The following is a 25,621-nucleotide window of genomic DNA, read 5'->3' as shown; positions in this document are numbered from 1 at the left end:
GGAAGGTCAGTTTTCTATTTGATATATGGTTTTAAACTTTCATAGGTCTTTTCGCCGATGCCCGGAACTTCTTTTAAGTCCTCCGCTTGTTGAAAAGGATGGGCATTTCTATGTTCGATGATCTTATCGGCGGTCTTCTCGCCGATGCCGGGAAGGCGCATCAACTGCTCTTTGGATGCGGTTTGAATGCTAACGGGCCCCGCCCCCTCCGATTCACCTGCCTCGCCTTGCGGCACTTCTTCTCCCCGGTGGGGGATGTAGAGCTTTTCCTCGTCGGAGAGCTTTCTCGCCTGGTTGACCTGCGACATATCCGCTTCGCCAATGATGCCGCCGGCCGCGACGATGCCGTCTTTTACGCGGCTTCCCGCGTCGAGTTCGTAGAGTCCGGGACGCTGTACCGCACCGCCGATGTCGACGAAAATCGTGCCCGTCTCCACCGGCACTTCTATTTGTCGCTCCACATTTTGCGCGCCGGAAAAATCGCCGCTTTCGGCATATAGCATCATCGGCGCATCGGGCTCCTGTCGTTTCTTGTCCTTATAGGTGAAATACGAAACCACGAGGACAATTAGGGCGATGGAGCAGAGGATAATATTTTTTTCCCGGGGCGAAAGATCCATGATCCATTACTTGGTGCGGGCGATTGCCTCGATTTCGATGACGGCATTTTTCGGCAGGGTCTTTACGGCCACACAGCTTCTCGCCGGTTTGTGGGTGCTGAAGTATTCCGCATAGACTTCGTTGATGGCGCCGAATTGGTCCATATCGGTAATAAAGATATTGACCTTCAAGGTATTTTCCAAAGAAGACCCGGAGGCTTCCAATAAGTTTTTCAGATTGGTCAGGCTTTGGTGGGTCGCTTCCTTGATGTCGGTCTTCAGCTCGCCGGTCGCCGGGTCCACCGGAATCTGGCCGGACGTATAGACCACACTGTCGGATACGACGGCTTGGGAATAGGGGCCGATGGCCGCAGGTGCTTTATCCGTTTGGGTAATGTTCATTCTGTTTCCTCCTTAAAATCCTGAGTCCAAAGTCTCTCTAAGTTGTAGAACTCGCGCATTTCCCGGTGGAAGATATGGACGATAATATCACCATAATCCAATACAATCCAGCGGGACATGCCGTTTCCTTCGTGGTGGTAGGTCTCATAGCCCGCTTCTGCCATATTGTCTTCGATTTCTTCGGCGATGGCATTCAGCTGCGGGGTCGAGTTTCCGCTCACGATCACGAAATAGTCGGCTATGGAAGTCATCTGGCGGATGTCCAGGACTTGTATGTCCGCACCGCCCTTGGCTTCGGCACTTTGATCGATAATTTTTAACTTTCCGGTCAATTCGACTTTTTCCATTCTACCTCCTTATTTCTATTTCAGTATACCCTATTTCAAGGGTTTCATGTGCAGATCTTTCAACAGTCGGTCGGTGCCGGCCTCGTCGACGATAAAATATGAAATCCCGTCGATGGTCTTCGGCGTACCCGGTAAAGTGTTGGTCGTCAGATTCTCTTCGCCGATGGAAATCAACGTAAGTCCCATGCGCGACACCTTGGATAGGGGCATATTGCTCGTCGTATGGTCCATATAGCTTACGAACAAAGACGGCGCATGGAGCAGACCGCCGGGAGATTTTACCTTGTTAACCAGCGAGGAAATAAACGCCTGCTGCGCCTTTACGCGGTCCAGATCGGCGTTTTTATAGCCCTTTCTGAAGCGCACGAATTGAAGCGCCTCGTCGCCGTTTAGGGTCTGCATACCCTGTTTGAGGTGGATATACAGCGGCGGATCCGCCGAAGGATCCTCATAATCCATATCCATCGGCACATCGACGTCGATCCCGCCGACAATGTCGACCACGTCTTTGACAAAGGCGTAGTCGACGACGATATAGTAGGGGATGTTGAGCCCCAGATTTTCATTGACGGTTTGCAGGGCGAGGTCCTGTTTTCCATAGGCATAGGCGTGATTGATCTTCGTCTTTCCATGCCCTTCGATGGGGACCCGACTGTCTCTCGGCACGGATACGAGGGATGCCGTGCGCTTCGCCCCGTCGACGTCCAATACCATCATCACGTCGCTGCGCGTATTCTCCGCCTGTTTCGAGTCCAGACTGTCGATGCCGATAAGAAGGACCTGAAATTTTTCGTTGCTGTTTTTCAGATCTTCCACCCAAGTCTGCGCCGCGGTATTGTCGCTGCGGTTGATATACCACTGCGACCCGAAAAACAGGGCGCAGACGATCAAAAGGGTGGCAAAAAACCCTCGAAAGAAACTCTTCATCGGCCGCCTCCGATCTGTCCGATATAGTAATTATAGCAACGCACGGTGTCGAGATGGACGGGAATCCGCTTCTCGAGTAGGTACTTTAGGTTCTGCGCCACCGATGCCGCCATGGCTTGGGTGAGATCTTTTTTCGCCAGTGCGCGAAGTGCCTCTACGCCCTCAAAATTGCGCATCGGCTCGAGATAATCCGCCAAAAACACGATCTCTTCCAACGGACGCATATCGGCCCTTCCGGTGGTATGGTAGCGGATGGCGTCGAGAATCTCGGGATCCGTAATGCCAAGCTCTTTCTGCGCCCACGTCGCGGCCACATAGGCATGGAGAATCTGCGGAAAATCTTTGAACACGTCGTCTTCTTTCATATTTAAAGCGCGTGCGCGATCCCGAATCGCCGCCGCATCGGGATATTTACAGGCGTCGTGCAACCTTGCCGCAATCCGGACCTTCTCACCGTTCACGCCGTGGATTTCCGCCAGTTCTTCGGCGGTTTTCGTCACCCGCAATGTATGCAAATACCGTTTTTCTCCGATATCCGATTCAATTTTCTTAAAATTCGGTGTCTTCAATATTGATAAAACCCCTTTTTTCGAATATAGGTCATCACATCGTCGGGCAAAAAGTACTTTACGGACTTGCCCTGGCGAATCCGATTGCGCAAATTGGTCGAGGAAATCTCCAAGAGCGGCGTGTCGATCAGTACGATGCCCGCATTGAAGTGCTCCTTTAAGTATCGGATCTCCTGGCCGATCGCCCGCCGCGTCACCTGACCGAAGCCCGGTCGCACCGCCACCGCAAAGCGCGTCAACTGCGCCAGCTCTCCGAACCGCTTCCAGGTCTTGAGATCCTGTAAAATATCCGAACCCAAAAAGAAATAAAACTCCGCCTCCGGATGGAGCGACCGCAGACTCTCTAAGGTGTCCACGGAATAGGTGGTTTCGGTGCGGGTCACTTCGATATCCGATACTTCAAAATAGTAATTGTCCGCCACCGCGAGCTCCGCCATCTTTAAACGGTCCGAAGCGGGCACGGAATAATCTCGCTTGTGGGGCGCGTTTCCCGTGGGGATAAATAGGACCTTCGAGAGGCCGAGCTCCGCCCGAATGTATTCGCTCATCATCAAATGTCCCATGTGGATGGGATTGAACGAGCCGCCCATGATGCCGATCTTCATTTTCTACTCCAGGACGATCTGCGGATCTTCTTTCGATGCCCGGTACAAGGTCAGCTTAGAGCCGATCGACTGTACGAATTCTGCACCCGTCTCTTCCAAGAGCGCATCGGTCGCTTCTTGCATTTCTACGGACGTATTCTGTAACAAGGTGATCTTCACCAACTCGTGATCTTCCAATAACGCGTCGATCTGCTCGATCACCCCCGGCGTAATGCCGTTCTTTCCGATTTGCATCAAGGGCTTCATGCCATGGCTCAGCCGTTTCAGCTGCGCCCTCTGTTTTGCGGTAATCATAGTCCTCCCTATTCAAAAAACTCGAATTCATATCCTGCAATAAAGACCGATTCGCCCTCTTCGATCCCCAATTCCCGGAGCCGATCGATGACGCCGTTTTTACGCAGATTCTCCTGAAAATAGCGCAGAGATTCCCGGTCGTCGAAAAAAGTAGAGCCCAAAAGGCGCTCGATGTAGCCCCCGTCGACGATGTATTTTCCCGCCTCTTTGCGGACGGAAATGCCGGGTTCTCGCTTTTCTTCTTCTACATAGCGTTCTTCGTCCAGCGTCTCGTATTCGATCTTCGTATTCTGAAGAATGTCAAATGCCCGATACAGCATGGGACGGATATCCGCCGTGGTGGCGGCGGAACCGGAGAAGACTTCGTAGCCCTTCTCCTCCAGCGCTTTTCGCAGCGCCGGTTCGTTTTCGCGCGCCTCGGGCAGATCCATCTTGTTCAAAAACACGATCTGCGGCTTTTCGGTCAGCGCCGCGTTGTAGTCGGCCAGCTCGCGATTGATGGTCTCGAAATCTGTCAGGGGATCACGATAACCCGCGCCGCTCGCATCCAATACGTGGATCAGGACGCCGGTTCGCTCGACATGTCGTAGAAAATCGTGGCCGAGCCCTATGCCTTCCGATGCGCCTTCGATTAAACCCGGAATGTCCGCGCAGACAAAGCTCTGCTCCGGTCCCAAATACACGACGCCCAAATTGGGAGATAGGGTCGTAAATTCGTAATTGGCGATCTTGGGTCGAGCACTCGAGATGACCGAAAGAAGGGTCGATTTTCCCACGTTCGGAAAGCCGACCAGCCCTACATCGGCGATCATCTTGAGTTCGAGCACGATGTCCCGCTCCTGGCCGCGAAAGCCCAGTTGGGCAAAGGTGGGCGCCTGACGCGTACTGGTGGTGTAGCGGGCATTGCCCTTGCCGCCGCGCCCGCCCTGGGCGATGACAAAGCGTTCCCCGGGTCGCTTTAGATCGACGATGACCTTGTTCGATTTTTCGTCGCGCACGACGGTACCCACCGGTACCTTGAGCACGATATCGTCTGCGTCGGCCCCGAACTGCTTTTTGCTGCGGCCGTTTTCGCCGTTCTCCGCTTTATAGACGCGCTTGTAACGGAAGTCCATCAAGGTGTGGATGCTCTCGTCGGCTTCCAATACCACGCTGCCGCCGCGCCCGCCATCTCCCCCGGCCGGTCCGCCGGCGGGTACATATTTTTCTCTGCGCCATGCGACGGCACCATCGCCGCCGTTTCCCGCTTTCACGGAAATGCGGCAAATATCAACAAACATAGACACCTCCCGTTTCCTTGCTTCATTATATCACAGCACGGTTTTGACTCTTTTATAATTGAAGAAAAGGAAGTCTAATAACTATATAAGATAAAAAGAAAACCGCAGATTTCTCTGCGGCCTTGTTTATGCTAATTCTTCGATAGGATGTACATTTACGATTTTCTTGTTCTTGCCGCGGGTTTCAAAAGAAACGCGACCGTCGGCTTTAGCGAACAAGGTGTCGTCGCTACCGATCCCCACATTGATACCGGGGTGAATCTTAGTGCCTCTTTGACGTACGAGAATGTTGCCGGCGAGTACGTGTTGTCCATCGCCCTTCTTCACGCCGAGACGCTTGGATTCGGAGTCGCGACCGTTTTTAGAACTACCCATTCCCTTCTTCGAAGAGAAGAGTTCGAGCGTAAACTGAATCATCTAAACCTCCTGAGTCTCTATTTTCATGTAGTTTTCGTATTTCTCTGCAATGGCGTTAAGACCTACGATCATGGAGCGCAACAGCGTTACCGCCGTTTCCGATTCCACGCCGTCTTTGAGCCGAAAGAACAGATAGGCTTCCGACTGCTCGATGTGCATATCGTCCTCGGAAATCTTTGCGATCTCTCCGATCGACAGGATACAGGTCAAAGTCAGTGCCGAAATGCCGTTACAGACGATTTCGCCGATCTCGTCCCCGTCTCCCGCGTGCTCCCGCGCAGAAAAGCCGATGGGCTTTCCGTCGCGAAAGTAGAGTACGATCTTCGTCATTATGCCAATTTGCCGATTTCTACGAGCGTATACGGTTGGCGATGGCCTTTTTTCTTACGTTCGTTCTTCTTCGCCTTGAACTTGTAGACGATGACCTTTTTGTCTTTGGCCTGTTTCAGGACCTTTGCTTCGACTTTTGCACCTTCTACATAGGGTTTGCCGACCTTCAGACCGCCTTCTTCCTGTACCAGGAGAACTTTGTCAAAGGATACGGAATCCCCTTCGTTCGCGTCGAGCTTTTCCACTTTCACCAAGTCGCCTTCGTGAACGGTGTATTGCTTTCCGCCGGTTTCGATAACTGCGTACATTGTAGCACCTCCTCATAATAAGACTCGCCCCAACAGGTGATTCGCTTCTGACCTGTTTAGGTGCGGTTACATCAAAGTATGATACCACAATTTTTTAGAAATTACAATTTTTTCTCTCGAGAAATCTCTTTTTTTATGCGCTCGCGGTTCTGGGTTTTTCGCGCCCGGTAGGCGGCGGGAAATGAGGCTTCCCGTCGCTGGCGAGAAAGCTCAAACAGGCCCATGGCGGTAAAGCCGTAGACCGTAGAATTCATGGGATCGTCCGCGAGTCCGCGACGAAATCTTTCGGCGATCTCCGCCTTTTCCTCCTCGTCCATACCGTGCAAAAAGTCGATGACGATCATGCCGCTGATATTGCGCAGCAGAATCTGTGCAATACACGCCTCCATCGCCTCGGCATTGACGGACCTTCGCATCGCCTGAAAACTCCCCTGCTTCTTGACCGATGCGCTGTTGACGTCGATACAGACGCAGGCTTCGGTTTCGTCGATGACGATATTGCCGCCCGAAGGAAGGGGGACGACGCCAAAAAAGAGTTCGTCGAATTGCTTTCGATATTGGGCCAGTCCCCGCAAACTGAAGGAAGGATCGTAGACGGTCCGATAGGAATCGGAAATGTATTTTTCGACGGCGTGATCATTGATTACGATCGGAAGCTCCGGGTGGCGGACAAACAGACTCGCCTGCAGATTGTCCGATCGGAGACGCTTGGTCGGGGGCAAAAAATTTCTTTCTTTTTCGATCGCCTCTGCGATCTCCGCCAGCCGCAGGTATTCCCGCTCCAACACATCGGCATCGCACGCCATCGCCTCGGTGCGGACGATCAAACCCGGACGGTCGGGCAGCCCTTCTGCCCAGCGCTTGAGGCGCGTGCGGGCGGCGTCGTCTTCGATTTTTTTCGAGATTCGCACCCCGCGATTGGCGGGCAAGAGGACCAGATACTCCCCGCGCAGGCTGTAATCGGTAGAAAGAACCGCGCGCTTGTCCCCCAAAGGCATCTTTTTGACCTCGACGATCACCGTATCGCCGCCTTTGATCGACTTTCGATACGGAAGCGGATAGACATATTTCATGGGGAGGTAGCCCGCTTCGCCCTCGCCGAAGTCGACGAAGGCGCAGTCCATGGCGGGCAGGACATTTTTTACATAGCCGCGGTATATATTTCCCACCATCGACGACCTGCCGAAGAGGTGGATCTCCTTTAAGACGCCGGATTCGATTCGGCCCATCAGTTTCGGCTCTTCCGCATCGACAAATAAAAAGGCGTCAGATTTGTACTTCATTGCCGTCACGATCCATACTCATCATCCTCCTGATTTGCACATAGTCCGTATCCAGGCCGGATTCTTCGAATACGCCAGCCAAAAATCGGTCGGGCCGCAGATTGCCGTGGCCGCCCGCCTTTAACAGGGCGTAGAGGGCGCTGCCGCCCCGTTCTTCTTTCCATTCGATCGAAAATATATCAGGTTTAATGTCCTCGTCGATAAAGATCCGCTTTTTGCCCTTTTTCTTGCGCCGCCGAACGAGGATTTCCTCCCGCGCCAGGGCGCGTTCGGTGATCTCCCCGAGTGCTTCTATTGCGGGATAGATCGTCGCGGGAAAGAACAGCCGGTAGCGCGAGGTTTCGATGCGCTCGAACACCGATGTCGCGTCGAAGTCGTCCTTTATCGCGAGGATCCGAATGCCGTCGGGAAGCGCCTCGTTCAGCGCCCGCTTCACGGCTTCGGGGTCGGTGCCGTCTTCCACCTCGAAATCCGCCACCTCGTATTCGCTCTCGGTTCCCACGCTCAGAGGCTGTGCAATGGAAAGCTTCTGATGGGGGTTGAAGCCCTCGGACCAGAGGACCGGGATTTTCGCCCGTTGAATGGCGCGGGTAAAGACACGCACAGTATCGAGGTGGGAAATAAATTTAATCATCCCTTTTTTACTGAATGCCAGGCGCAGTTGCATGAAATTCCTCCCACATTTCGCAGTTTCGGATGCCGCAGCCATTGCAGGCACCCCGGCAATCCGGCGTCGTAATGCCTTCCATCGCCTTTTGGTACTCTTTTTTCAGATACGCTTTGCTGACGCCGATGTCGATAAAATCCCAGGGCAAAATCTCGTCAAAGGCGCGGGTGCGATTGGCGTAAAAGTCGCCGTCGATCCCGGCGGCCTCCATCGCCTGCTCCCAAACATCGTAGCGGAAGTATTCGCTCCAGCCGTCGAAGATCTGTCCTCGCGTATAGGCCTCTTGGATCAAAGCCCCCGTCCGCCGGTCGCCCCGGGCGAGGATCGCCTCCATGCGCGAAGTATAGGGGTCGTGGTACTGAAACTTTACCTTGGGATCGCGTATCGACCCACGCAGCGCCTGAATTTTCTCGAAAAAGGTCTCGAGGCTGTCCTGCGGCGCCCATTGAAAGGGGGTGAACCCCTTGGGAACGAAGCACGACGCCGATGCGGTCACTGTAAAATGCCCGCGAATCTCTTCTTTGGGGCGATCGAAAAACGCCTCTTTCACCTTATAGGCGAGATCGCGTATGCCCAGGGCATCTTCCATCTCCTCGCCCGGCAGGCCGATCATAAAGTAGAGCTTAATGCGGCTCCACCCTTCGGCAAAGACGCTGTTCACCACCCACATGAGATCCTCTTCGGTGACGTTTTTGTTGATCACATCGCGCATTCTTTGGCTCCCCGCTTCGGGGGCAAAGGTGAGGCCGCTCTTTCGCACCTTTTCGATTTGGCGCAGTACGTCGACGATAAAGCTGTCCAGGCGCAGCGACGGCAGGCTGATGCCCACATTGTCCGATTCATACCGCCGCACCAATTCGTCGACCAAAGGCATCAACATGCGATAATCGCACGAAGAAAGCGAGGTCAAAGACACCTCGTCGTAGCCGGTGTTTTTAAGGATGTTGTCCGCCATGGTAAGGAGCGTTTCGGTATCGCGCTCACGGATGGGACGATACATCATCCCCGCCTGGCAAAAGCGGCAACCCTGCGTGCAGCCGCGAAAGAGCTCCACCACCGCCCGATCGTGTACCGTTTCGATAAAGGGCACGATCTGCCGATCCAGTTGAAAGCCTTCGTTCATATCGTGAAGGCGTATGCGGCAAATCGTCTCCTTCGCCTCCGGTACGAGGGCGCGGCGCCCGGCGATCAGTCCGTTTTCGTCGTAATCCACTGCGTAAAAGGCGGGGATATAGATGCCCTCGAGCTCTGCAAGATCTCGCAAGATCTCGCGCTTTTTCTTTCCCGCTTCCTTTCCCCGTCGCACGGTCTCCAGAAGGCGGATATTTATCTCTTCCCCTTCCCCGACGACGAAACAGTCGATAAAATCTGCCAAGGGCTCCGGCGTCGTGGCACAAGGACCGCCGGCGATAATGATGGGATCGTCTTCTCGCCGCGCGTCGGCCTTGTAGGGAATGTTCGCGAGATCCAACATATAGAGGATGTTGGTATAACTCATTTCGTATTGGAGGGTAAAGCCCACCACGTCGAACTCGGAAAGGGGCAACTTCGATTCCAATCCGTAGAGGGGGATCGATTCCTTTTTCATCTCCTCCGCCATATCCGGCCAGGGCGCAAAGGCGCGCTCGCATGCGAGGAGGGGCTGTTCGTTGATGGCAAAATACAAAATCTGCATTCCCAAATGGCTCATGCCCACCTCGTAGACGTCGGGGAAACAGAATGCAAAACGCAGTTTCGGATCCTCTTTGTAGATGCTGTTCAGTTCGCTGCCGATATAGCGAGCGGGCTTTTCTACTTTTTTCAGACATTTCTCCAGCTTTTCCGATTGAATCATAGCACTCCTCTTCGCCTTTCTATCGACGGGACGCGTCCCCGCATATAAGAAAAGACAGTAGCTTTCCTACTGCCTCTTCGGTCGGAAAATATCCCAAAAACGCCCCGCGGTCTTCTCTTCTTTCGCGGCGGGCGCAGTTTCTTCTGTCGTAAACCGCACATTTTCGGACTCTTCAAAATACAATACCGCATCTTCCGCCCATTTGTCTACGTCTATTTTTTCTCTCCCGCCCGGAAGCAGGCGGTTGTAGATCGGGCGAATGTCGGCGTCGATACGATGCCGCATCAGCAACAGGAGGATACGGTCGAGCCCCCTTTCCGACACCGCATCGGCGCGCAGTACGGGGTGGACCACATCCGCCGCTTGGATCCAGCGAAGGAGGTCTACGTCTCTGTAACGGGAGAGGTCGACGACGATCTCCTCATACGCCAACGCCGCCACGGCAGCTGCAAAGTCGCTCTCTGCCACGTCTTCGGCGTCCTGAAAGGGGTTCCCTTGTATGAGATCGTACGCTTCGTGTCGAAAGGGGATTTTTTCCGACTCTATGCGCCCGGAGATCCAATCGTAATAATCGTAGATATGGCTGTCCGCGCCCTCTACAAATAGATCTTGCACGCGCATGCGATTGCTCGCTTCGATCAGAAGCGCCCCGTCCTTTTCTCTTGCAAAATCCCGCGCGATGGCGCTCGTTCCCACGCCGCCGGCGGTTCCTATCAGTACTCGTATCATATTACTCCAAATCCAATCCGGTTTCGATGGGGAGCATATCGTCCTTTACGTCTTTATATAGGCCGAAATATTCCGCCATCACTTGTTGCATAACGGGTCCGCAGTTGGCGCCGTTTCCGCCCTGAAAGAGGACGACGCCCACCGCGATCTCGGGGTCGTTCGCGGGGGCATAGGCCACTTGCCAGCCGAAGGCGTCATAGGTCTCGCCGGTATAGGGATTGGCGCCTGCCCGCTCGGCACTCCCTGTCTTCATGGCGATCTCGACGGGAAATTCATTAAAGAGCTTTCCGTTGAGTCCGCTTTTAGAGACCATCACCATGCCCTTTTTCAGATCGTCGTAGAAGCGGGGATTCATGCCCACTTTCTGCACTTCCTGCGCCGGATTCTTCTCCTCCACCAGCGAAAGCGGATAGAGGGTGCCCTTATTAGCGAGCGCCATCATATAGCGCGTAACTTGCGAAAGCGTATAGGCATTGGAGCCCTGCCCGATGACGACATTCATCGTATCGCCGGTGTTCCAATGCGCCTGGTCCACATAGGTATATTTGATCAGATCCGCCAGACCCACCTTTTGCCCGCGGCCCTTGGCATCGGGATCGACGCCGATCGCCTTTAGTCGCTCATAGACGGCGGTGCGATCGGGTTTTTCTTCCGCATCCAATATCGCGAGAATTTGGTCTCGAATCTTTTCCCTTTCGCGATCGGTATTAACGCCCTTCAGGTAGACATCCATATTGGCGTCGAGATGTCGCTTGAGCAGCGATTTGATGATCTTTCCCTTGCCTTCGGGATCCGGCCGCGTGCCGCCGGCTTCGGCGGGGATTTGAATCTCAACCCCCGTCTTTTCTCCCAATCCGAAGCGTTCTGCCATGTCGTTGATTTCTTCCGGCTTGACGCGTATGCCGAGATCTTTGTCTCTACGTTGATCTTTACCCAGTCCGAGGGAATAAAAATAATAGTTGCAGGAATCCCTAAGCGCCATGGCGAGGGTCTCGTTGCCGTGCACCTGGCGGCTTTGGTTCCAGAGCCAGCAACCGAATATCTGCCCGTCTACGTCGACATAGCCGCCGTCGGGTATCGCCATCTCCGGATCCAGACCCTTTTCCAGGGCGGCCGAGGCGGTGACCATTTTGAAGATACTCCCCGGCTGAATGGCGGATTGCGTGGCGATATTGTAGAGCGGCCGCGGCGCGAGGAGATTCTTCTCCTCTTTGGGCTTGAGGCTCTCCCAGGCGGTGGGGCTGATGCCGGTGGCGAACAGATTCGGGTCAAATGAAGGATAATTCGCCATGGCGAGCACCTGTCCCGTCTTTACATCGGCCACCACCACGGCGCCGCTGTATGCGTTTTTGTACGGCCCGCCCTTGTCCTTGCTGGTAAGATAATTAAAATTACCCCAGGGCGATTGATACATCTCGCCGGTACGAATCTGTTGCAGTACGGTGGCGAGGCTCTCCTCCGCCTTTTTTTGCAGATGGACGTCGATGCTTAAGCGCACGTCTTTTCCGGCGACGGGCTTTTCTTCGCGGATCACGCCGGTGGTGTTTCCCGAGGAGTCTACGGTAACGGTTCTGCGGCCGTCTTTTCCCTTCAGGCGTTCCTCGAAGACCTGCTCCATGCCGGTCTTTCCGATCAGGTCGTTGCGATTGTACCCCAACTCGTCGATGTATTTTTTGATTTCCTTCTCTTGGGCGATATTGCCGATATAGCCCAGCACGTGACTCGCCACATTGACCTCGGGATAATAGCGGATCGGCTCCACAGAGATATGGATGCCGGCGCGATTGTTGAGATTTTCCTCGATCTTTGCCACGGTCTCGTCCTTCACTTCGTAGGCATAGTGAATGGGAATATAGGCGTAATTGCCCTGGCTGCCGATGGAATCATAAATATTGACGATGTCGGCGATTTCATAGGGGCTGAGTTGGGGATTGATGCCCAGCTTTTCTGCACGCGCGTGAAAGATCTCCTCCGAAGAGAGGGAATCCTTTAGTCCCGCGCGCTTCGAAAGATCCACCGCGTTGTTCAGTTGCGTATAGGCAGGCGCATCCCCGGCGACCGAGATGCCCGTAGCGATTCCCGCTTCGATCAGATGGTCCTGCGCCGCGGCATACATCCCCTCGCGCCGAAGAAATTTTCGCAAGCGCTTTTTGTCCTTCGCGAGTTCGGAAAGCGCGCCGTATGCGGGGTTTTTCTTGTCGTCGATGGGCACGACATCGCCCTTTTCCTTCGCGGCGCGAATGTCTGCCCCTTCTTGCTTTAAGAAGGATATGGCCTCTTCGGTGACCGACACATTGGCGGTCAAAAATCGTTCGGCATCTCGCTCGATCAAAACACTGACAAAGTCGTCTTCTGCGGAACTGGTCCAGCTGACGTCAGGAGAAATCTCCATCAGACGCACCTTATTTTGAATATAGGCGTCGTAATATTCGTTGCCGTAGTCTCTTAGGCCGATGCCCGGCACTTCGGCGCCGATTCGTTCATAGGCGAGCCGCCGGCCGATGGGATGGTCCAGCACTTCCTGAATATACACCGGATTTTCCCGGACCACCTGCAACAGATCCGCCATAGCGTCGGATTCCTTGGGGAGCCCGTAGCGCTCCTTAAATTCCGTCGTCTTTTGCGAATCGACATAGACGGGCTTTCCCCCGCGCGCGATCATGGCATCGCCAAAGTTTTCGTTCCCCAAGATGCGGTCCAATACGCGAAACGCATAGTGGCTGTCATAGGGTTTTGTGTAGGCGGCGCGCAGAAAACTCTCCAGTTTTTCAGAGCCTACGAGGGCTTCGAGCACCGCTTTTTGAGGATCGCCCTTGTGCCGGTAGGATTCGATGTCCGTATATACAAAGCTGTCTAAGAGAATCGGACTGGACTTCATATAGTTTGTGCCGTCTTCTTCCAGATAGCGGCTCAGCAAAAGATAGCTGCCGTTTCGGTCTTTGCTCGAAAGCGCTTTGACCTCGTCCTTACGAAGCTGCACGGCAAATACCGGTCGATTGCCGGCGAGCACGACGCCGTTTCGATCCCGTATCTTGCCGCGCTGCGCCGTAATTGCGATGTCCTTGACGCGCCGGCTGTCGGCAAGCTTTCTGTATTCGTCGCCGTGAATCAGGGTGATGCGCGCCAACTGAAGCACGAGCGCCGCCAAAAGAAACAGCACGATGCCGCTAAATATCTTATAGCGATCCGCGTCTTTCAGTTTTTCATAGAGCTTATTCATCAGCGTTCCTTCCCATCCTCCGATAACCGCGCTGCGCATCCGCGGCACCCGTCGCAAAGACGGCGGTATACAGTGCGGTAGAAAGCGGCATCATGACGTATACATTTGCGGGCATAGACGGCACCTTCCAGCCCAAAATCAAGAGCAACAGAAAATACACGATCTCGAGCACCAGCATATCCGCCGCCACAAAAACGCCCATGCCGACGGGAGAGGGTTGAAAAAACAACCCCCGCGTAATATACAAACTCCCCAAAAACAGGGCGTGAAAGAGAAGAAAGATCCCCGGTGCCGGCGCGAGCAAGACGTCTAAGAGTATGGCGGAGAAGATGCCCGCCCCCCAGGCGAGGGGGCGACTTCTGATAAAAAGCGCCGCCGCCACGGCGAAGGGCAAATACCCGCGCAAAAGGAGCGGAAGCCCTTGAAAGAGCATCGATGGGTACAAAAACGGCGCAAGAAAGATCAGGACATACAAGAGAAGTTTCATCGCGCCCCCTTTAATACATAGACTTCATAGAGCTTGTGAAAGTTTACGGCGCTTTCCAAGCTAATGCTCTTAACCATCTTATCCTCGTCCGTTTCCACCTTTTTTACGGCGCCGATATAGACGTCCTTTTCATAGCCGTCGCCGATTCCCGTCGTAAACACGGGGTCTCCCACCACCAAATCCGCGTACATATCGAAGGCGTACCCTTCGAGCTTGCGGTTAAGGCCGCGCACGATGCCGCCGTCGGCGGTGCGAATGCTTCGAAAACTCACGGCGTTTTCTTCGTCTACGATGCTGCGCACCTTGGCGGTATGCGGTCCGATTTCTGTGATATAGCCCACCAGTCCTTCCACCGAGGCGTCGCTTCCCTGTTCCAGGGCGCTGACGACGGTATCCCCCTTTCGGATGCCGTCTTTCGTTCCCTTGTCGATCGTAAAGCGATAGAAATACATACCCGCGGGCTTGGCGACGATATTCGCCTTGACCGCGCCCTTGCTGTGATTGCCCTCGATGGCGGCGGCATTGGAAAGGTAGGAAGAACGATTGACGATGTCGTTCAAATTGCGGTTTTCCTCCCGCAATTTGGCGAGTTCCGCCTCCATAGCGCGGTTTTCGCGACGCAGGCTCCCCACATGCAAAATGCTGTCGACGACATCGGCGGTGCGACTCATCCCCGCGCCCGCCGTCGATGTCACCGGCGAGATCGCCGCGGCGACGAGGCCCTCAAAGGCGGAGAGGATCGATCGTCCGGGGCCGCTGATGCCGAAAAAAAGAATCAGCACGAGGGCCGCAAATCGCAGATTGCGGCGCCGTTTCACTTGTTCCAATGATTTCATAAATTCTATAACGCTCCGTCCTGACAAAAACTGTAATATGTATCGCCGCCGATGATAATGTGATCGACTACGGGAACCCCCATGATTTCGCCCGCTCGTTTGAGGCGCAGGGTCAGATCCCGGTCCTCCTTTGAAGGGACGGGGTTCCCCGTCGGATGGTTGTGCACCAAGATGATCGAATGACAGAGTCGGGTTACGGGAAAATGAAACACGTCACGGGGATGGACCACCGTATAATTGATCGTGCCCTTGGTGACGCATTCGACGAATTGGATCTCCTTTTTGGGATTCAACCCGACGACCCGAAATTCTTCCTGCTGCAGGCCCAGCATATCGTCCATAAAATACGCTGCGATCATGGCCGGAGAGGTCATCGCCTGTCCCTGCACCCGCGTTGCGCGCATGCGCCGGGCGATCTCTGACATGCCGGCAAGGCGGGCCGCTTTGCTCTTGCCGATGCCGCGGACCGCGAGAAAATCGTCGTAGCTGCCGTAGAGCAAACTGCTCAAGCCGGGGGCCGTCGGCGTCTTGGCACACAGTGCTTCCAACACCGTATCTGCGAGTTCCAAGACGGTCGTGCCTTCGGTGCCCGTGCGCAAAAAGAGCGCCAACAGCTCGGCGTCGCTGAGGGCGGAAGCGCCGTACATACGCAGTTTCTCCTCGGGTTTTTCGTGATCGCTGAGTTCCTTAAAGGGTCGCTTTTGAACCGCTTCCTTTGCCATATTTCCCCCTCCTTACAGATGCGCCCGAATCGCTTCGACGGGAAGCCCCACTACATTGTCGTAAGATCCGTCGATTTGGACCATAAATTCGGTAATATCCTGCAGGCCATAGGCGCCCGCCTTATCGGCGTATAGATCGCGGTCGAGATACGCAGCCATACTTTCATCCGAAAAATCGGGAAAGTGTACTCGTGTCTCTTCGTAGTCCACGTATTTTTCCTTCCCGAGAATACAATAGCCGCTCAGCACCCGATGCGTCCTGCCGCGCAGCCGCGAGAGCATCGACTCGGCGTCTTTTCTGTCCCGCGGCTTTCCGAGGATCTCCTCTCCCAGTACCACGACTGTATCGGCGGCGAGAATCACATCCTTCGGGTGCTGTTCTCGCACGCGCATCGCCTTTTGGTAGGCGAGCTGCATTACATAGATTTCCGGCTTGGAACGCCGAATTTGTTCTTCTTCGAAGTTCGGAGAGATCGCCGTAAACGCGATGCCCTCCCGCTGTAAAATCGCCTTTCTGCGCGGCGAATTCGACGCCAAAATCAAACCCATGTTTATACTCCGATCTTTTGCAAATGTGTACTCACCCTATCGGCAGTGAGTCCTACAAAGTATCCGGTAAAGAGCCCCAGGATCAACAGAAGGGGCAGATAGGTCAAAAGCCCCGGATTCTTTACGATATAAATCGCCATCAACACCTGTCCCAGATTGTGAAAAAAAGATCCGGCGATGCTCACCCCGATCATCGATGCGCTCTTTACATAGCGATAGACGAGGATCATGGCGATGGACGAGAGCAAGGCGCCCGAAAAACTGTAGAAAAATCCCGTCACGCTCCCGGTGACCAACATCAAGAGCACGCTCTTTAACAGCGCGAGAGAAAAGCCTTCCTTGGAACCGAATACCACGATGGTCGTAAGGATGACCACATTGGAAAGACCCAGACGCGCCCCGGGCATGGCGACCGGAAGGGGGATCATGGTCTCGATATAGCCCACCGCCACGGCGACGGCGAGGAGCACGCCCAAAAATACTTGTTTGCGTATAGTATAGCGATTCATCGCATCACCTAAGCAGGATGTCCATATCCTGTACTTCCTCGGATTTCACTTCTGCGATGACGCGATGGGGCAGGCAGACGATCATTTCGCCGGGCTCTTTGATCGGCGCCATGCGCAGACAGATTTGGTCGGGGCAATCCGCCTCGATCATCTTCGCCCCCTTTTCGTCTAATGTAATCACATTGGTGCCCTCGATGCCGTGATAGACGAAGCGCTTATTGAAATTTTCGCGGCGAAACGGGATTCGGTCCGTCTCCTTGCCGTCGATTTGGATGCTGATATATACATCGCCCTTCGGCGCTCGATTCGGCAATAGCTGCGTCGCCGCAAGTCCCAGTGCGACGACGAGTACCAAAAGCGCGATGATTCGGTCCGTTCGGTTCATGCTTCCCCCTTTTTCATTTTCTTATTATACCACACAAAAACCGGGGAACAGAAAGGGGATGCAGCCCAACTGCATCCCCTTATGAGGAAAAACCGTTATTTGTTTTTCTTTTTATTTTCCGCCTTTAAGACTTTTTCGTCGTCGGCGGCTTTAATTTTTTCGTCGTTGTCCTTCGCCTTGGCGCCGGCGGACACGGTTTGTTTTGCCTTGGCCGCTTCCGCCTTCTTTTGGCGGTCCTTTTCCTTCATCTTTTCAACCCGTTCGGGGTATTCGACGAAGATCGCGCCGGTGGGACACTTCGATGCACAGATGCCGCAGTTGATGCATTTTTCGTAGTCGATCTTCGCCAGATTGTCTACGACGTGAACGGCATCCTTCGGGCAGTTGCGCTCGCACAGTCCGCAGGCGATACAGCCGATGGAGCAGTTGGTGCGCACGACTTTGCCCGGATCGTGAGTAGAGCATTTGACTTCGGTCTGTTGCTTATAGGGCATCAGGCCGATGATGTGCTTCGGACAAATTTCGATACACTTCTTACAAGCCACACATTTTTCCTTGTCCACTTCGGCGATGCCGTTGTGTACGTGGATGGCGTCGAACTCGCAGACGCTGACGCAGGTGCCGCCGCCGAGACATCCGGAGGAGCAACCCTTGGCGCCTTGGGCGAAGTCGCCGATCAGGCGGCAGTCCACGAGGCCGTTGTATTCGTATTTGTTCTTGGACTTATCGCAATCGCCTTGGCAGCGTACGACAGCCACTTGTTTTTCCACATCGCCCACGGATTGTCCCATGATTTCCGCGACGTTTTCCGCAACTTCTTGTCCGCCGATGGCACAGCCGTTGACGGGTGCTTCGCCGGCGACGATGGCATTGGCCATCGCTTCACAACCCGGATACCCGCAGGCACCGCAGTTTGCGCCGGGCAGTGCGTCGATGACATTGACGACTCTCGGGTCCATTTCAACGGCAAATACTTTCGATGCATATGCCAGTACGACCCCGAAGAACAGACCCAAAACACCGAGAATCAAGACTGCATAAATTACATTTTGCATATCCACGGTATGCGCCTCCTATACTAATCCTTGGAATCCCATAAAGGCGATGGCCATCAGGCCGGCGCTGATCAATGCGATCGGCACGCCTTGCAGGGGTTTCGGTATCGGCATGATTTCCATGCGCTCTCTCAAGGCACTCAGCAGCAACAGTGCGAGGGTAAAGCCCAAGGATGCGCCCAGGCCGCTGATAATGGCTTCAAAGAGATTGTATTCGCTTTGTACGTTCAACACAGTAACCCCGAGTACCATACAGTTGGTGGTGATCAGGGGCAAGAATACGCCCATGGCGGAATACAGCGCCGGAGAGGATTTTTTGATAAACATCTCGACGAACTGCACCAAAGAAGCGATGACCAAAATAAATACGATGGTCTGTAAGTAACCGAGTCCGAATGCGTCCAGGACGAAGCGTTGCAGCAACCAGGTGACCGCCGATGCGATGACGACGACGAAGGTTACGGCGATGCCCATACCCGTCGCGGTTTCGGTCTTGGAAGAGACGCCCAGGAAGGGACAGATCCCCAAGAAACGTGCAAAAATATAGTTATTGACCAGGATGGTCGAAATGAGAATGGTTAAAATCGAGTTCATTGTCTACCCCCTAAGCTCTCTTCGCCATAAAGCTGCGATACGCTGCGATATAGAGACCCAAGAGGATAAACGCGCCGGCCGGAGAGATCAGAACGCCGATTCCGGGATAGGATTCCGGGAATACCTGCATGCCCAAAAGCGTACCGCTTCCGAACAGTTCTCTGACGATGGCCATGGCGAGAACGGCGATGCTGTAGCCGATCCCGGTCCCTAAGCCGTCCACGATGGAAGGAACCAGCTTGTTTTGGTAGGCAAAGCCTTCCGCTTCCCCGAGGATACAGCAGTTGACGACGATCAAGGGCAAGAAGATACCCAGTGCCGCATAGATCGCGGGCATGTACGCGTGAAGCACCATTTCGACCAAGGTTACGAAGGTGGCGATGACGACGATAAATGCGGGGATCCGAACGTTTTCGGGAATCACATTGCGCAAGATACTGACGACCGCGTTGGAGCAGATCAATACGAAGGTAACCGCAACGCCCATGGCGATTGCCGAGGATACCTGCGTGGTGATCGCGAGGACCGAACACAGACCGATCATTTGAATAAAGATCGGGTTGTTCTTAAAGATACTGTTTGTAAAAACTTTTCCTAAACTCATGATCTACCTCCTACTGTGCACTGATTTCCGCGTAGGCGGGAAGGACAGAGTTTACACCGTCGAGCACCGCCGTGGACGAAACCGTGGCACCGCTGATCATGGGGATTTCATCTTCGCCGGAGGCTTCGGGGCTGCCCTTCAATTCTCCGTTTGCAAAAGACTTGCCTTCGAATTTGTCGAAGTACGGCGCTTCGGTAATTTGCGTACCGATGCCGGGGGTCTCGGCGTTTTGAATATTGCGGAATCCCGCGATGGTGTTGTCGTTCAACAGGCCGATGGCATTGGTCATTTCCCCGCCGTAGCCGGAGGTGATGTGGTTGATGCCGTAGCCTACGATCTCGCCACCCTTCTTGGCGACAAAGATGTCTTGTACCGACGGATATTTTTCGATGATGGCCGCTTTTTTCGCCTCTTCCAAAGGCTCAAAGTCGTCCGCCTTATCGCCGTAGATCTCCACATAGGCTTCTACGGATTTTTCGAATTCCGCCTGCGCGATTACCTTCGAGGTAAAGCCGTTTACCACGGCGAGCAAACCGGCAGATACGGCGGCGATAACCAACAGGACGATGCCGTTACGTAAGAAATTGTTCATTTATTTCGCCTCCCCATATGCTTCGGTCTTCGTGAAGCGTTCGATCAGAGGACTTGCCACATTCATTAAGAGGATCGAGTAGGAAACGCCTTCCGCCATGGATCCCTTTGTGCGAATCAAGGCCGTGATCAGACCGCAGCCGATGGCAAAGATGATTCTGCCTCTGTCCCCTTGCGGCGTGGAGCTGTAGTCGGTCGCCATAAAGAAGGCACCGAGGATAAGGCCCCCGCCCATGACTTCGTACGGAATGGTGTTCATATCGATGCCGAAGAGAAGCAAGAATACGACCGCCGATGCGATATAGATGACGGGAATCTTCCAGTCGATGACCTTGCGGATCAAGAGATAGGCCGCGCCGATCAAGAGAAGCAGTACGGAAGTCTCGCCGATTACGCCGCCGATGTCTCCCATAAACATTCTTTGCAGAGAAGGCAGTTGTGCCAAATCCGCGCCCTCTTTAATAATCGTAAGCGGTGTGGCGGCGGCGACGCCGTCGGGGTTCAGATAGGTCGCCATCAAAGCCGGCCAGGACAGCATACACATCGCCCGTGCCGCAAGTGCCGGGTTCACGAAGTTGCCGCCGATGCCGCCGAAGGCTTCCTTAACGATGACGATGGCGAATACCGCGCCGATGGCGGGTACATACCAGGGAATGCCCGCGGGCATATTCATTGCCAAAAGGACCCCGGTTACCACGGCGGACAGGTCGCCGATTTGCACGGGTTTTTTGGCGATCTTTTGGAAGGCATACTCGCTGAGTACACAGCAGAGAATGCTGATAATGTAGATGATCACCGCGTTCATGCCGAAGAAGTAGATACTGCCAGCGACGGCCGGTACCAACGCGATCAATACGTCACGCATAATCTTCGATACGGTTTCTTTCGAACGAATGTGCGGCGCCAGTTGTACGAAGCGCCCGTCTCCTTGTAAACTAGGAGATTTGGTATTTAAGTTCTTTTCCACGTTGACCTCCTGTTATTTACGAGCGTTGGCGCGAACTTCGCGTTTGGCCAGCTTGACCGACTCGCTGAGATAGCGTTTTGCCGGACATACGAACGAACAGATGCCGCATTCCATACATTGGTCGGCATAGTATTCCTGGCAGAGGTCCAGTCTATGTCTCAAGATCGATGCGTTGATTCGCGTCGGATTGATATTGGCCGGACAGTGATCGACACAACGTCCGCATTGAATGCAGGGGCCTTCTTCGGCCGGTTGAATCTCTTCTTCCGTAAACGCCAAAATCCCCGAAGATGTCTTGGTTACGGGAGAGTTGAAGTCGAAGATCGACTTACCCGTCATGGGACCGCCGCAGATAAATTCGACGACATTGTCCTTTACGCCGCAAAATTCCAGGATATCCTGTACCGGCGTACCCACGCGTACCACCAGATTCTTCGGATTTTCGATACCCGATCCCGATACGGTGAGAATTCTTTCGATCGAGGGCATACCTTTGGTCACCAAGTCGTAATACGCCTTCGCCGTGGCGACATTGGTCAAAAATACGCCGACGTCGTTGGTAACGCCGTTTTGGGGAACAATTCTGCCACAGATCGCTTCGGATTGCCGCTTCGAGTCCCCTTGGGGATACTTGGTCTTCATGGTCGCTACCTTGAGCGTCGGGTAGACGTCGGCGACCATTTGATTCGCCTTTTCGATCGCATCGGGCTTGTTTTCTTCGATCGCCAGATACGCTTCGTCGGTCTTATACAAATCTTGGAAGAGCTTTAAAGAACCGAAGAGTTCGTCGGCTTTTTCCAACATCAAACGGTGGTCGCAAGTCAAAAACGGTTCGCATTCCGCGCCGTTTAATACGACCACATCCAGTACCGGATCTTCACTTTTTAACTTCGCATGGAGGGGGAATCCCGCCCCGCCCATGCCGACGATGCCGGCGTTTTTGACGAGCTGTACGATTTCATCGATGGTCAAATCGTCATAGTTTTCAATCGGTTGAATGGAAGGATCCAATTCGTCCTTGCCGTCGGATTCGATTACGACCATATCCGTATACATACCGTTTGCCGCATATCCCTTTTCGATGGATACGACTTCGCCCGATACGCTGCTATGTACGGCCGCTGAGATAAACGCGTCGGAATTTCCGACAATTTGCCCTTTCAAAACGTGATCGCCGACAGCCACTGTCGGTTTACACGGAGCACCGATGTGTTGGCTCATGGGAATGCGAACCACCTTCGGTAAAGGCATAACTTCGATTGCTACTCCTTCTGTAAGCTCTTTGTGTTCATCAAAATGAATGCCGCCCACAGAAAAAGTGAGATTCGTCTTTGCCATTCTTTCACCCCTTGCATTTCTGGAAATGAAGAGCGCCGGCAATCGTTTTGCTGTACCGGAAAAATCGGGGTGGAGAAATCCTCCCCGATTTGGTCGCTCTTCAGCTTTCATCTTCCATTATCTTATCAAAAGCATGATAAAAAATCTAGTATTTGGTAAAAATGGAACGGGGATTTCGACAAAGACATCTACAGCAGAAAAATATGAAAACCTGTTCCCGATTTTCGCCGGCAAGGGGTACATGGCGAAGTCTCGCCGTTCCTTCTTATTAATAGCGGGAAAACTATTTCTCCGTTTCGATCTCCGCTAAGACATCGCCGGCGACAACCGTATCGCCGGCACGAACCGTAAACACCAGAACGCCTGTCGCATTGGCGAAGATCGGCAAGTACATTTTCATGCTCTCCAAGGTCATAAGGATCGCATGGTTTGAAACCATATTGTTTTTTTCGAAAAAAACCGTTTCTATCTTCCCCGGAAGCGGTGCATAGATCTTCATATTGTCTCCTTATAGCGTCTTGATGACGGCGTTTCGAATTTCGGCGGGGGCTATGACCGCATCGATCATGCCCGATGCCGCCGCCGAGTGGGCAGAGAGATGGCGCAGGCGATAGAATTCCCGTTGGGTTTCGTCAAAATCCAACAAGCTCGCCGCATAGGATGCGCCCATAATGCCGATCTGCGCGCGAGAAAGGGCGTAGTAACGACACGCGCCCATCTCCTTTGCGCCCATCGCCATATACGCGCCGCCAAAGACCTTTCCCACCGCGACGGTCAGCTTCTTTTCGGGATGGGCCATATATGCCTTGAGCATCTCCGCCCCCGCCTTTAAGACGCCGGATCGCTCGGATTCCGTACCCGGCAAAAATCCCGGCGTATCGACGAGGCTCAGCACCGGCACGGGAATTCGCGCGGACAGGCGATAAAACGCCGCCGCCTTTTCCGCCGCCGTACGGTCCAACACGCCGCCCTTTTCTATGGGACGATTGGCAAATACGCCGACGCGCTTTCCGCCGACATACCCCCAAGCGCAGACGGCATTTCTTCCCCAGTCCTTCCATAGCTCCGAGTAGCGGCCACCGTCGAATATCGACGCGAGAATCCGATCGATGTCGACGATTTCTTCGTAGACATAGGGCAAGATATCGAGCTCGGCCGCCTGCGTTGCGGGCCGCCTCTTTTCGTAGAAAAAGGCGATTAGGTCTTTGCACCGCTTCGCCATATCCGCCGCCGAGGGCTCGATATAGTGAAAGCCGCCGTAGCGGTTTACCACTTCGGTGCCGCCCAACGCGTGTGCATCGACCTCTTCAAAAATAGCGCGGCGCACCACGACGGGCCCCGTTAAAAACAATTTGCTTACATCCCGGATCCCCAGCACGATGTCGGAAAGCCCCGCCAGATACGCGCCGCCGCCGGCACAGGCGCCATAAGAAAGGTATATCTTTAAGACCGTTGAGCGATGATACCGCATAAACAGGTCCCCATACGCCCTCAGCGCGAGCTGCCCTTGCCGCAGATTTGCCCCCGCCGTGCAAAAAAGTCCAACCAAGGGCGCCTCCGCTTCTTCTGCGATATGTAGCGCGCGGGAAATGGTCGCGCCCTCGAAATAGCCGAAAGCACCGCCGTACTTGGCTTCATTAAAGGCAAAAAGCACCACCGGCCGCCCCGCAATTTTCCCGGCGGCGAGAATCACCGCCGAGCGATTCATTTCGACAATCTGTAGGCTGTGGGGATCGACGAGATCCGCCAGCCGTCCCAATGCTCGGTTCACAATTCACTCCTTTCTCATCCTATCTCTTGTTATGTTTTACCCCCGCTGAGGCTTTACAATCGGCAGAGCGGCCTCTTTTTGCCGATATAAAAAGGAGATGCAGCGCGCATCTCCTTTCGTCGTTTTATAAAGATATATCGTTTTACTTGCGGATGTCCGATTTTTCGGCGTAGGGGATCGGCTCCTGTAAAGAACGCAGATACGCGTCGTATTCGTCCTCGGTAATGCGGCCCGATTCGAAATTGCTTTGCATCTGTTGCCGGCTCAATTCCTCCGGATCGACGCTCGCATCGATAGTCTCTAGGGATTCGAGGGCAAAGGACTTTTCGGGATCCGCGATATTTTCCGCGCGATCGCTTTGGATCTTGTAGACCCCTATCGGACCCGCGACGGGCACCCAATACACTTCGTCGGTGATATAGCCGTCGCGCGCGGGCTTTGCGAGAAACAGAAGCATATCGCCCTCGAACCGGATCTCGTCGTCTCCCGTAGAGATAGAAAACGCGCCATCCTGCACGGCATTTACCCCGGTGCGGACATACAAAACATCGCCGACTTCGGCAGATCCCTTATAGCGCGCTTTCACTTCAAACTTTGCATCCCGAAATACGCGCGGAGTGTTTCCTTTTTCCGGAGTGACGGTAAAGGGATCGGTGTAGCCGATAAATTTTGCGCGCACAATCTCGTCGGAGGCGTCGGCGGTTTCGGTGAAACTCAGCGCGGGATACGAAGCGTCATTTGTCGAATTTGCATTCGCTTTTCCATCATCGGTTTGAATACTTACTATCTTATTCGCAGCATCGTAATCGATCTGAAACGCGAATGCCTTCGCCATATCCCGCAGGCGATAGTAATTGTAGCCACCGATACGGTAGCCGCGCAATTCGATTACGCCCTTATCCGATTCTCGAACGGGGCTTGCGGGCAATAGTTCGGGCCGTTCGACGGGATTTTCGGGCGATGCCTCCTCGGCATAGGCCACCCCTTTTTGGACATCGACCACAGAATCCGCGGCATTCCATTCGACCGAAAATTTCGATTCGGTATCTTTTAAGAGCAGTGCGGCATCGCGGATGCGCAAATAGTTTTCGCCTCCGATCACATACGACGGCGTCGACTTTTGGTTTCCGTTTACGTCGATGTTCGCCTCTGCGGCTATTGCCGACGCGTCGCGCATATGATTATTTGTCGTCGGCACGGTCTGCGGCGTTTCTTGGGCACAAGCCGTCGCCGGTGCGGCGCATAGACAAACGGCGCCCAAGGCGAGCAGAGAGAGTGTCTTTTGTGGATACATGGGATCTCCTTTCGCATAGTACAGTGCTACCGGTCCAATCAGCATACCACAAAAAAAAAAAAAAAATGAAACAATGGCTTTTCTTCCGGAATATGAAAGCAAATTATA

At 53.9% G+C, this 25,621-nt stretch carries 31 protein-coding genes; all 31 read right to left on the bottom strand.

The genetic code is table 11. The features are described from left to right. Positions 1–14: 14 nt before the first annotated feature. Positions 15–620, bottom strand: coding sequence for a ComEA family DNA-binding protein (locus EL294_RS03275; RefSeq protein WP_126465201.1), 606 nt, complete (start codon positions 618–620; stop codon positions 15–17). A 6-nt stretch (positions 621–626) separates the two neighbouring features. Then, entirely contained in the window at positions 627–1,001 is a 375-nt protein-coding gene (locus tag EL294_RS03270) for a RidA family protein (protein ID WP_126465199.1), read from the bottom strand. Beyond that, positions 998–1,348, bottom strand: a complete 351-nt coding sequence (gene rsfS, locus EL294_RS03265; RefSeq protein ID WP_126465197.1) for a ribosome silencing factor — start codon at positions 1,346–1,348, stop codon at positions 998–1,000. Before rsfS ends, EL294_RS03270 begins: the two co-directional genes overlap by 4 nt. A gap of 30 nt (positions 1,349–1,378) precedes the next feature. Continuing rightward, complete coding sequence (locus EL294_RS03260; RefSeq protein WP_126465195.1) at positions 1,379–2,275, bottom strand: LCP family protein; 897 nt, start codon at positions 2,273–2,275, stop codon at positions 1,379–1,381. Continuing rightward, on the bottom strand, positions 2,272–2,844 hold the full coding sequence (gene yqeK / locus EL294_RS03255) for a bis(5'-nucleosyl)-tetraphosphatase (symmetrical) YqeK (protein WP_164715202.1): 573 nt from the start codon (positions 2,842–2,844) through the stop codon (positions 2,272–2,274). The genes EL294_RS03260 and yqeK overlap by 4 nt, the downstream gene beginning before the upstream one ends. Further along, the gene (gene nadD / locus EL294_RS03250; RefSeq protein WP_126465191.1) at positions 2,841–3,449 is read right to left on the bottom strand and encodes a nicotinate-nucleotide adenylyltransferase; all 609 of its coding nucleotides are present in this window, start codon (positions 3,447–3,449) and stop codon (positions 2,841–2,843) included. Before nadD ends, yqeK begins: the two co-directional genes overlap by 4 nt. A gap of 3 nt (positions 3,450–3,452) precedes the next feature. Then, positions 3,453–3,743: a ribosome assembly RNA-binding protein YhbY gene (gene yhbY / locus EL294_RS03245; RefSeq protein WP_126465189.1), complete on the bottom strand. Its 291-nt coding sequence runs from the start codon at positions 3,741–3,743 to the stop codon at positions 3,453–3,455. 8 nt (positions 3,744–3,751) lie between these two features. Beyond that, positions 3,752–5,023: a GTPase ObgE gene (gene obgE, locus EL294_RS03240; RefSeq protein ID WP_126465187.1), complete on the bottom strand. Its 1,272-nt coding sequence runs from the start codon at positions 5,021–5,023 to the stop codon at positions 3,752–3,754. Positions 5,024–5,149: 126 nt separating this feature from the next. After that, complete coding sequence (gene rpmA, locus EL294_RS03235) at positions 5,150–5,440, bottom strand: 50S ribosomal protein L27 (RefSeq protein WP_126465185.1); 291 nt, start codon at positions 5,438–5,440, stop codon at positions 5,150–5,152. After that, complete coding sequence (locus EL294_RS03230) at positions 5,441–5,770, bottom strand: ribosomal-processing cysteine protease Prp (RefSeq protein ID WP_126465183.1); 330 nt, start codon at positions 5,768–5,770, stop codon at positions 5,441–5,443. Continuing rightward, positions 5,770–6,078: a 50S ribosomal protein L21 gene (gene rplU / locus EL294_RS03225; RefSeq protein WP_126465181.1), complete on the bottom strand. Its 309-nt coding sequence runs from the start codon at positions 6,076–6,078 to the stop codon at positions 5,770–5,772. The genes EL294_RS03230 and rplU overlap by 1 nt, the downstream gene beginning before the upstream one ends. Positions 6,079–6,179: 101 nt before the next feature. Next, entirely contained in the window at positions 6,180–7,361 is a 1,182-nt protein-coding gene (locus tag EL294_RS03220; RefSeq protein WP_126465179.1) for a ribonuclease E/G, read from the bottom strand. Then, entirely contained in the window at positions 7,345–8,028 is a 684-nt protein-coding gene (locus tag EL294_RS03215) for a TIGR03936 family radical SAM-associated protein (protein WP_164715201.1), read from the bottom strand. Before EL294_RS03215 ends, EL294_RS03220 begins: the two co-directional genes overlap by 17 nt. Next, positions 8,003–9,862, bottom strand: coding sequence for a TIGR03960 family B12-binding radical SAM protein (locus EL294_RS03210; RefSeq protein ID WP_126465176.1), 1,860 nt, complete (start codon positions 9,860–9,862; stop codon positions 8,003–8,005). The genes EL294_RS03215 and EL294_RS03210 overlap by 26 nt, the downstream gene beginning before the upstream one ends. Positions 9,863–9,928: 66 nt before the next feature. Beyond that, positions 9,929–10,591, bottom strand: a complete 663-nt coding sequence (locus EL294_RS03205) for a hypothetical protein (RefSeq protein WP_126465174.1) — start codon at positions 10,589–10,591, stop codon at positions 9,929–9,931. 1 nt (position 10,592) lies between these two features. Then, entirely contained in the window at positions 10,593–13,811 is a 3,219-nt protein-coding gene (locus EL294_RS03200) for a penicillin-binding transpeptidase domain-containing protein (protein ID WP_164715200.1), read from the bottom strand. After that, positions 13,804–14,298 (bottom strand): hypothetical protein, encoded by a 495-nt coding sequence (locus EL294_RS03195; protein WP_126465171.1) that lies wholly within the window; start codon positions 14,296–14,298, stop codon positions 13,804–13,806. The genes EL294_RS03200 and EL294_RS03195 overlap by 8 nt, the downstream gene beginning before the upstream one ends. Further along, positions 14,295–15,134 (bottom strand): rod shape-determining protein MreC, encoded by an 840-nt coding sequence (gene mreC, locus EL294_RS03190; protein ID WP_126465169.1) that lies wholly within the window; start codon positions 15,132–15,134, stop codon positions 14,295–14,297. Before mreC ends, EL294_RS03195 begins: the two co-directional genes overlap by 4 nt. A 5-nt stretch (positions 15,135–15,139) precedes the next feature. Continuing rightward, on the bottom strand, positions 15,140–15,856 hold the full coding sequence (gene radC, locus EL294_RS03185; RefSeq protein WP_126465167.1) for a RadC family protein: 717 nt from the start codon (positions 15,854–15,856) through the stop codon (positions 15,140–15,142). Positions 15,857–15,868: 12 nt separating this feature from the next. Further along, on the bottom strand, positions 15,869–16,405 hold the full coding sequence (locus EL294_RS03180; protein WP_126465165.1) for a nucleoside triphosphate pyrophosphatase: 537 nt from the start codon (positions 16,403–16,405) through the stop codon (positions 15,869–15,871). 2 nt (positions 16,406–16,407) lie between these two features. Beyond that, the gene (locus EL294_RS03175; protein ID WP_126465163.1) at positions 16,408–16,914 is read right to left on the bottom strand and encodes a Gx transporter family protein; all 507 of its coding nucleotides are present in this window, start codon (positions 16,912–16,914) and stop codon (positions 16,408–16,410) included. Between the two features lie 4 nt (positions 16,915–16,918). Then, a complete protein-coding gene (locus EL294_RS03170) occupies positions 16,919–17,299 on the bottom strand; it encodes a NusG domain II-containing protein (RefSeq protein ID WP_126465161.1) in 381 nt (126 codons plus the stop codon). 95 nt (positions 17,300–17,394) lie between these two features. Further along, entirely contained in the window at positions 17,395–18,360 is a 966-nt protein-coding gene (gene rnfB, locus EL294_RS03165; protein WP_126465160.1) for an RnfABCDGE type electron transport complex subunit B, read from the bottom strand. Positions 18,361–18,372: 12 nt separating this feature from the next. Beyond that, positions 18,373–18,948 (bottom strand): electron transport complex subunit RsxA, encoded by a 576-nt coding sequence (rsxA, locus tag EL294_RS03160; RefSeq protein WP_126465158.1) that lies wholly within the window; start codon positions 18,946–18,948, stop codon positions 18,373–18,375. Between the two features lie 10 nt (positions 18,949–18,958). Next, a complete protein-coding gene (gene rsxE, locus EL294_RS03155) occupies positions 18,959–19,552 on the bottom strand; it encodes an electron transport complex subunit RsxE (RefSeq protein WP_126465156.1) in 594 nt (197 codons plus the stop codon). Positions 19,553–19,562: 10 nt separating this feature from the next. After that, on the bottom strand, positions 19,563–20,144 hold the full coding sequence (locus EL294_RS03150; protein WP_126465154.1) for an RnfABCDGE type electron transport complex subunit G: 582 nt from the start codon (positions 20,142–20,144) through the stop codon (positions 19,563–19,565). Continuing rightward, on the bottom strand, positions 20,145–21,110 hold the full coding sequence (locus tag EL294_RS03145; RefSeq protein ID WP_197721112.1) for an RnfABCDGE type electron transport complex subunit D: 966 nt from the start codon (positions 21,108–21,110) through the stop codon (positions 20,145–20,147). Positions 21,111–21,122: 12 nt separating this feature from the next. Next, positions 21,123–22,448, bottom strand: coding sequence for an electron transport complex subunit RsxC (gene rsxC, locus EL294_RS03140; RefSeq protein WP_126465152.1), 1,326 nt, complete (start codon positions 22,446–22,448; stop codon positions 21,123–21,125). Positions 22,449–22,731: 283 nt separating this feature from the next. Then, entirely contained in the window at positions 22,732–22,947 is a 216-nt protein-coding gene (locus EL294_RS03135; RefSeq protein ID WP_126465150.1) for an acyl-CoA carboxylase biotin carboxyl carrier protein subunit, read from the bottom strand. Between the two features lie 9 nt (positions 22,948–22,956). Beyond that, a complete protein-coding gene (locus tag EL294_RS03130) occupies positions 22,957–24,219 on the bottom strand; it encodes a carboxyl transferase domain-containing protein (RefSeq protein WP_126465148.1) in 1,263 nt (420 codons plus the stop codon). A 142-nt stretch (positions 24,220–24,361) separates the two neighbouring features. Next, on the bottom strand, positions 24,362–25,513 hold the full coding sequence (locus EL294_RS03125) for a hypothetical protein (protein ID WP_126465146.1): 1,152 nt from the start codon (positions 25,511–25,513) through the stop codon (positions 24,362–24,364). Between the last annotated feature and the right edge of the window lie 108 nt (positions 25,514–25,621).

It is taken from the genome of Aedoeadaptatus ivorii (assembly GCF_900638585.1).
GTDB lineage: Bacteria > Bacillota > Clostridia > Tissierellales > Peptoniphilaceae > Aedoeadaptatus > Aedoeadaptatus ivorii.
Note: the sequence above shows the minus strand (reverse complement) of the source record. Positions and strands in the feature narration are given on the sequence as shown.

Excerpts from the sequence above, each read along its gene's own strand:
- EL294_RS03275 (WP_126465201.1), bottom strand. The coding sequence starts at position 620 with ATGGATCTTTCGCCCCGGGAAAAAAATATTATCCTCTGCTCCATCGCC.
- EL294_RS03270 (WP_126465199.1), bottom strand. The coding sequence starts at position 1,001 with ATGAACATTACCCAAACGGATAAAGCACCTGCGGCCATCGGCCCCTAT.
- rsfS (WP_126465197.1), bottom strand. The coding sequence starts at position 1,348 with ATGGAAAAAGTCGAATTGACCGGAAAGTTAAAAATTATCGATCAAAGT.
- EL294_RS03260 (WP_126465195.1), bottom strand. The coding sequence starts at position 2,275 with ATGAAGAGTTTCTTTCGAGGGTTTTTTGCCACCCTTTTGATCGTCTGC.
- nadD (WP_126465191.1), bottom strand. The coding sequence starts at position 3,449 with ATGAAGATCGGCATCATGGGCGGCTCGTTCAATCCCATCCACATGGGA.
- yhbY (WP_126465189.1), bottom strand. The coding sequence starts at position 3,743 with ATGATTACCGCAAAACAGAGGGCGCAGCTGAAACGGCTGAGCCATGGC.
- obgE (WP_126465187.1), bottom strand. The coding sequence starts at position 5,023 with ATGTTTGTTGATATTTGCCGCATTTCCGTGAAAGCGGGAAACGGCGGC.
- rpmA (WP_126465185.1), bottom strand. The coding sequence starts at position 5,440 with ATGATTCAGTTTACGCTCGAACTCTTCTCTTCGAAGAAGGGAATGGGT.
- EL294_RS03230 (WP_126465183.1), bottom strand. The coding sequence starts at position 5,770 with ATGACGAAGATCGTACTCTACTTTCGCGACGGAAAGCCCATCGGCTTT.
- rplU (WP_126465181.1), bottom strand. The coding sequence starts at position 6,078 with ATGTACGCAGTTATCGAAACCGGCGGAAAGCAATACACCGTTCACGAA.
- EL294_RS03220 (WP_126465179.1), bottom strand. The coding sequence starts at position 7,361 with ATGAAGTACAAATCTGACGCCTTTTTATTTGTCGATGCGGAAGAGCCG.
- EL294_RS03215 (WP_164715201.1), bottom strand. The coding sequence starts at position 8,028 with ATGCAACTGCGCCTGGCATTCAGTAAAAAAGGGATGATTAAATTTATT.
- EL294_RS03210 (WP_126465176.1), bottom strand. The coding sequence starts at position 9,862 with ATGATTCAATCGGAAAAGCTGGAGAAATGTCTGAAAAAAGTAGAAAAG.
- EL294_RS03205 (WP_126465174.1), bottom strand. The coding sequence starts at position 10,591 with ATGATACGAGTACTGATAGGAACCGCCGGCGGCGTGGGAACGAGCGCC.
- EL294_RS03200 (WP_164715200.1), bottom strand. The coding sequence starts at position 13,811 with ATGAATAAGCTCTATGAAAAACTGAAAGACGCGGATCGCTATAAGATA.
- EL294_RS03195 (WP_126465171.1), bottom strand. The coding sequence starts at position 14,298 with ATGAAACTTCTCTTGTATGTCCTGATCTTTCTTGCGCCGTTTTTGTAC.
- mreC (WP_126465169.1), bottom strand. The coding sequence starts at position 15,134 with ATGAAATCATTGGAACAAGTGAAACGGCGCCGCAATCTGCGATTTGCG.
- radC (WP_126465167.1), bottom strand. The coding sequence starts at position 15,856 with ATGGCAAAGGAAGCGGTTCAAAAGCGACCCTTTAAGGAACTCAGCGAT.
- EL294_RS03180 (WP_126465165.1), bottom strand. The coding sequence starts at position 16,405 with ATGGGTTTGATTTTGGCGTCGAATTCGCCGCGCAGAAAGGCGATTTTA.
- EL294_RS03175 (WP_126465163.1), bottom strand. The coding sequence starts at position 16,914 with ATGAATCGCTATACTATACGCAAACAAGTATTTTTGGGCGTGCTCCTC.
- EL294_RS03170 (WP_126465161.1), bottom strand. The coding sequence starts at position 17,299 with ATGAACCGAACGGACCGAATCATCGCGCTTTTGGTACTCGTCGTCGCA.
- rsxA (WP_126465158.1), bottom strand. The coding sequence starts at position 18,948 with ATGAACTCGATTTTAACCATTCTCATTTCGACCATCCTGGTCAATAAC.
- rsxE (WP_126465156.1), bottom strand. The coding sequence starts at position 19,552 with ATGAGTTTAGGAAAAGTTTTTACAAACAGTATCTTTAAGAACAACCCG.
- EL294_RS03150 (WP_126465154.1), bottom strand. The coding sequence starts at position 20,144 with ATGAACAATTTCTTACGTAACGGCATCGTCCTGTTGGTTATCGCCGCC.
- rsxC (WP_126465152.1), bottom strand. The coding sequence starts at position 22,448 with ATGGCAAAGACGAATCTCACTTTTTCTGTGGGCGGCATTCATTTTGAT.
- EL294_RS03135 (WP_126465150.1), bottom strand. The coding sequence starts at position 22,947 with ATGAAGATCTATGCACCGCTTCCGGGGAAGATAGAAACGGTTTTTTTC.
- EL294_RS03125 (WP_126465146.1), bottom strand. The coding sequence starts at position 25,513 with ATGTATCCACAAAAGACACTCTCTCTGCTCGCCTTGGGCGCCGTTTGT.